This window comes from Roseateles sp. (assembly GCF_031397715.1).
GTDB lineage: Bacteria > Pseudomonadota > Gammaproteobacteria > Burkholderiales > Burkholderiaceae_C > Paucibacter_A.
This window is the reverse complement of record NZ_JANNMI010000174.1, coordinates 1-5,330: the sequence shown is the minus strand read 5'-3', so window position 1 is coordinate 5,330 and position 5,330 is coordinate 1. Positions and strand designations below refer to the sequence as shown.

Sequence of the window (5,330 nt, the reverse complement as noted above, 5' to 3'; positions counted from 1 at the left end):
GCCGGCCGGCAACGCCTTGATCGAGCCGGCAATGATCTCGGTCGTGTAGGCACAGGTGTTGAGCACAAAGGTCAGGCAAGCACAAAACCAGGCCGAACTCAAGAGCGGCCAGAGCGCGCTTTGCTGCACCCACTCGAACTGCGCCAGGCCGTAATAGATCAGGAACAACTGCACCAGCATCGGCGTGCCGCGGAACACATAGGTATAGACCCAGACCGCACGTGAAATAAAGCTGCCGCGAAAGCTGCGCAAGACGCCCAGCGGGATCGCAAACAGCAGACCCAGCAGCAGCGAGACCAGCAGCAGCTGCAAGGTGGTCCAAGCACCGCTCAAGTAGACCGGCAGGTTCTCGAAAATGATGTCCAGGCTCATAGCGCGCTCCGCCTCACGCCGATCGAGAAGCGCCGTTCCAGCCAGCCGAACAAGAACTCAGACGCGGTGGTGAAGAGCAGATAGATCAAGGCCACCGCCAAATAGAACATAAATGGTTCGCGGGTCGAGCCGGCCGCTTGTTGGCCGCGCGTCATCAGGTCAGACAGGCCGATCACCGACACAATGGCCGTGCTTTTGATCAACACCAGCCAGTTGTTGGACAAGCCCGGCAGTGCATGGCGGAACATCTGCGGCAGGGTGATGCGGCGTGCAATTTGCCAGTTCGTCAGGCCAAACGCCAAGCCGGCCTCGCGCTGGCCCGGCGGCACCGCCAAAAAGGCCCCGCGGAAGGCCTCGGTCAGGTAGGCGCCGAAGATGAAGCCTATCGTCAGCACACCCGCCACATAGGGGTTGATGTCGACGTACTCTTCATGGCCAAGCGCCAGCAAACCTTCGTTCAGCGCGATCTGCCCGCCATAGAAGATCAGCAACATCAACACCAGATCCGGCACGCCGCGAATCAAGGTGGTGTAGAGATAGGCCAGGCCACGCGCGAAGCGCCATTTGGACAATTTCGCCAAGGCGCCCAGCAGCCCAAGCGTCATCGCCATCGTCATCGAGGTCAGGGCCACGCTGAGCGTGACCACGGCCCCTTCGAGCAGGCTGGGCAGGAAGTCAATCAACAAACCGTGCAAAGCCATCGGCGCTATCTCTATCTCTAACAGTCAGTCAACAAAACCCGTTACTTCTTGGGCGCCAAGTCGTAGGGGAAATATTTGTCATTGAGCTTCTTGAACGTGCCGTTGGCGGAAACTGCGGCAATCGCGTCATTGAACTTTTTGCCCAGGACTTTTTCGTCAGCCTTGCGCATGCCGACGCCGGAGCCGGTGCCGAAGTACTTGACGTCGTCATAGACCGGTCCCACCAGGGTGAAGCCCTTGCCGTCGGGCTTGGCCAGGAAGCCTTGGTCAATCGCCACCAAGTCGGCCAGGGTCAGGTCGATGCGGCCGGCCTTCAGATCCAAAAACGCCTGATCCTGGGTCGCATAACGCTTGATATCGCTGTCCTTGAAGACCGCAGCCGCATAAGTCTCATGGATGGTGCCGCGCTGCACACCGATCTTCTTGCCCTTCAGGCCGGCGGGCGTGAAGTCCATTTTGGTGCCCGCCTTGCCGACAAAGCGCGCCGGCGTGTTGTAGTAGGGAGTGGAGAAAGCGATGGCCTTTTGGCGCTCGGGGGTGATCGACAGCGAGGCAATGATGGCGTCGATCTTGCGCGCTTGCAGCGCCGGGATCAGGCCGTCGAAGTCGACCTGCACCATCTCGCAGGCGACCTTCATCTCGGCGCAATAGGCGTTGGCGAGGTCGATCTCGAAGCCCATCACCTTGCCGTCTTTGCCCACCTCGGAGAAGGGCGGATAGGCACCCTCAACGCCGATGCGGATTTTCTTCATGTCGGCGGTTTGCGCTTGGGCGCTGAATCCGCTCAGTCCAGCCACAGCGATGGCGGCGATGGCGAGTAGGTGACGTTTTTGCATGATTGCTCCAAAAAGGTAGTCAAAAGGTGGAATCTAAAACCGCTAGTCTGCAATGGATATTGCGCCGGCGGACCTAGGGTTTGAGCGTAGACAGAAATTTTTGTACCGGCAGCAGCGTGGCGAGCGGGTCTTCCTCTTGCGGCACATGCCCTAAATCGGGAAACGTGACCAGCTGACTGCCGGCAATGTCACGGGCGAAATTCTGCCCGTTGATGGGCGGAATCAGCCGGTCTTTGGCGCCCCACAAAATCAAGCTCGGCTGCTGCAGGGTTTTGATCGCTGCGGCCTGCTCGCCCAAGCTCATTTGCGCAAAGCGTTGGCGCAGCGCGGCGCGGTTGCCCGCGCGCAAATTCAGCTCGTAATAACGCTCGACCAGCGCGGGGTTGACCTTGGCCGGGTCACCGTAAACATCCTTGATGCTGCGCTCAACCAGGCTGCGCGGCAGCACATGCTCGCTCAAGGCGCCCAAGCCGGGCAGGCGGGCCATTTGAAAGCCCAGCGGTACCGACTCGGGCTCGAAGGCATAGCCGCCGGCGTCGACCAAGATCAACGCCGCCACCCGCTGCGGCGCGGCCGCCGCCACCATCCAGGCAATTTCTCCGCCGAGTGAATTGCCGCCCAACACCACCCGGTCAAGCTGCAAATGATCGAGCAAAGCCCGCACGAACTTGACGTAAGCCTCGGTGCTGTAATCGCCCGAGGCGGCCGGGCCGGTCAGGCCGAAGCCGGGCAAGTCAAAGCTGATCACCCGGCGCGTTTTGCTCAAGCTCTTGACCCAGCCCTCCCAGGTGTGCAGGCTGGCCGAGGTACCGTGGATCAAGACGATGGGCAGGCGGTCGCTGCGTGGCCCTTGGTCGCGCAAATGCAGCAGTTGACCATTCAGGTCAATGAACTCCGAGGGCGGCGGGGCCCATTGCTGGATCAGGCTTTCCAGCGGGCGGTCGGGCGCTTTGGTGGCCGCAATGCCTAAGGCCCCCACCAGCAAGAGCAAGCCCAGTAGGCGCAGCAGGTTTTCGCTCAGGCGACTACTCATTCCGCAGCGGGGGCTCGGTGGGCCTCGCTGGCCGGGCGGCAGATCTCGGTCGATGGGTGCAGGCCGGCGTCGAGTGCCTCGCGCTGGTCAAACACAAAGCAAGCGCCTTGGTAATGGGCGCCGCCGGCCTCCTCGAAGTATTTCAGGATGCCGCCCTCCAGTTGGTAGACCGGGCCGTCCAGGCCTTGTTGCTCCAGGTAGATCGCGGCCTTCTCGCAGCGGATGCCGCCAGTGCAGAAGCTGACGATGGTCTTGCCCATCAGCTCGGCGCGGTGGGCTTGCACCGCCTGCGGGAACTCACTGAATTTATTGATGCGCCAGTCGATCGCGCCCTCAAACGTGCCGTAGTCGATCTCGAAGGCATTGCGGGTGTCCAAGGTGACGACAGCGCGGCCCGCATCGTCATGACCCTGGCTCAGCCAGCGTGCCAGCGTGGTGGGGGCCAAGGCCGGCGCACGCGGCAGGGCGTCGGGGCGGATCGCCGGATGGTTCATGCGGATGATCTCGGCCTTGACCTTGACCAATAACTTCTTGAACGGGACGGCCTCGCTCCAACTTTCTTTCGGCGCCAGATCGGCAAAACGGCCGTCTTCTTTCAAGCTGGCCACCCAGGCGCGCACGCTGTCGGCCGGGCCGGCCAGGAAGAGATTGATGCCTTCCTCGGCGAGCAGCACGGTGCCCTTCAGGTCCAGCGCGGCGGCGCGCTCGAACAGCCGCTCGCGCAGCGCATGGCAGTCGGGCAGGCCAACGAATTTGTAGGACGAGATATTGAGGACGGCATTGTTTTGCATGATCGGGCGCAATTGTAGGCAGGTGCCTAGGAATTCATGCGCGGCGCCTATCCGAACAACTCGCCTTGAGCGGCCTGTGCTGCGCTGTCTGCGGGCTTGGTGGCGGGCTTGCGCCGCTGCGCCGTGGTCGGCAAACCGCTTTTGCGGGAGCCGTGGCGCGCCTGCACATGGTCGGCTTCTGCGCGGGCGCCGTCGGTCTTGCGCAAGCCATACATGCGGTCTTTGGCGGTCCGCATCGCCAAATGGGCGTCGACGATGGGCGCGGGGTAGTCCACACCGATGCTGCAGCCCGCCATGCGCTGCACGGCCGGGTCCATGGTCCAGGGCTCGGCCAGATAGGGCAGGGGCACGCGGGCCAGCTCGGGCAGCCAGCGGCGGATGAAGAGGCCTTGCGGATCCTGATCCAGCGCTTGCTTGGTGGGGGAATAGATGCGCAGCGTGTTGATGCCGGTGGTGCCGCTTTGCATCTGCATCTGGCTCCAGTGGATGCCGGGTTCGAAGTCCAGAAACTGCCGCGCCAAGAACAGGCCGGTGGGTCGCCAATGCAGCCACAACTGGTAGCTGGCAAAGCTGACCAGCATCGCCCGCATGCGGAAATTCAACCAGCCGGTGGCCAGCAGCGAGCGCATGCAGGCGTCCACCATCGGAAAGCCGGTGCGGCCCTCGCACCAGGCCGCAAAGTGCTCCTCGTTGAAGTCGTTTTCACGCAGGCCGTCATAGACGCGGGCAAAGTTGTGGAATTCGATCGCGGGCTCGTCTTCGAGCTTTTGCATGAAATGGCAATGCCAGCGCAGCCGCCCGGCAAAGCCGCGCAACGCGTAGGCCATGGCCGGGTCGGGCGATCGGCGAATCGCTATCTCGGTTGCCTGGTGTGCGCTGCGCATGGACAAGCTGCCAAAGGCCAGGTGCGGGCTTAGTCGGCTGCAGGCCTGTTCGGCGCTCAAGGGGCTGGAGAGTGCTTTGCGGTAATCGTGGCCGCGAAACTGCAAGAAGCTTTGCAGCATGGCGTGCGCGGCCTGCTCGCCCGCCGCTTGCAAGCGCTTGCCATGCGGCGCCAGCCGCAAGCTCACCAGCGTCGGGAGGTCGGCCTGATCCAGCGGCACGGCCGCGGTGAAGCTGCCGTCCAGCCGCAGCAGTGGCGCGTCCATGCGGGCCTGCCAGCGCTGCGCCCAGCCGGCACGGCTGCGCAAGCGGCGCACCACCCCGGTCTGAGTGAATTCTTGCCAAGTCACGGCGGCCGTCTTGCACCAGGCCGCCACGGCCAGGTCGCGCCGGTAGGACCAGCCCGTGCCGGTCTCCTCATGGCTGAAGAGTTGGGTGAAACCAAGCTCGCTGTGCAATTGCGCCAGCACCGGCACCACCGAGCCCACCCGCACCAGCAGCGGCAGGCCGCGCTCGGCCAAGGCCACCCGCAGCTCGGTCAAGCAAGCCAGGCAGAACTCGACCTGGCTGGCGTCGCATTCGGCGCTGTTCAACCATTCATCCTCGATCACAAACAAGGCCAGCGCGTCGTCGCAGGCCAGTGCGGCCACCAGCGCCGCGTGGTCCTGCACCCGCAGATCGCGTTTGAACCAGACCAGGGCGCGCTGCACAGGCG

General features: G+C 63.2%; 6 protein-coding genes. All 6 read right to left on the bottom strand.

Annotated features, from left to right (window positions below):
- Positions 1-372 (bottom strand): ABC transporter permease subunit (locus tag RMO57_RS07550; protein WP_310385507.1); only part of this gene is annotated, 372 nt, incomplete at its 3' end.
- Positions 369-1,073 carry an ABC transporter permease gene (locus RMO57_RS07545; RefSeq protein ID WP_310385505.1) on the bottom strand — a complete coding sequence of 235 codons (705 nt, stop codon included), beginning with the start codon at positions 1,071-1,073 and terminating at the stop codon, positions 369-371. The genes RMO57_RS07550 and RMO57_RS07545, both read right to left, overlap by 4 nt.
- 41 nt (positions 1,074-1,114) lie before the next feature.
- Positions 1,115-1,909 (bottom strand): lysine/arginine/ornithine ABC transporter substrate-binding protein, encoded by a 795-nt coding sequence (locus tag RMO57_RS07540; RefSeq protein ID WP_310385503.1) that lies wholly within the window; start codon positions 1,907-1,909, stop codon positions 1,115-1,117.
- A gap of 73 nt (positions 1,910-1,982) precedes the next feature.
- Positions 1,983-2,942, bottom strand: coding sequence for an alpha/beta hydrolase (locus RMO57_RS07535; RefSeq protein ID WP_310385501.1), 960 nt, complete (start codon positions 2,940-2,942; stop codon positions 1,983-1,985).
- Positions 2,939-3,733 (bottom strand): sulfurtransferase, encoded by a 795-nt coding sequence (locus tag RMO57_RS07530; RefSeq protein ID WP_310385499.1) that lies wholly within the window; start codon positions 3,731-3,733, stop codon positions 2,939-2,941. Before RMO57_RS07530 ends, RMO57_RS07535 begins: the two co-directional genes overlap by 4 nt.
- Positions 3,734-3,780: 47 nt before the next feature.
- Complete coding sequence (locus RMO57_RS07525; protein WP_310385509.1) at positions 3,781-5,325, bottom strand: deoxyribodipyrimidine photo-lyase/cryptochrome family protein; 1,545 nt, start codon at positions 5,323-5,325, stop codon at positions 3,781-3,783.
- Positions 5,326-5,330 lie beyond the last annotated feature (5 nt).

Excerpts from the sequence above, each read along its gene's own strand:
- RMO57_RS07540 (WP_310385503.1), bottom strand. The coding sequence starts at position 1,909 with ATGCAAAAACGTCACCTACTCGCCATCGCCGCCATCGCTGTGGCTGGA.
- RMO57_RS07535 (WP_310385501.1), bottom strand. The coding sequence starts at position 2,942 with ATGAGTAGTCGCCTGAGCGAAAACCTGCTGCGCCTACTGGGCTTGCTC.
- RMO57_RS07530 (WP_310385499.1), bottom strand. The coding sequence starts at position 3,733 with ATGCAAAACAATGCCGTCCTCAATATCTCGTCCTACAAATTCGTTGGC.
- RMO57_RS07545 (WP_310385505.1), bottom strand. The coding sequence starts at position 1,073 with ATGGCTTTGCACGGTTTGTTGATTGACTTCCTGCCCAGCCTGCTCGAA.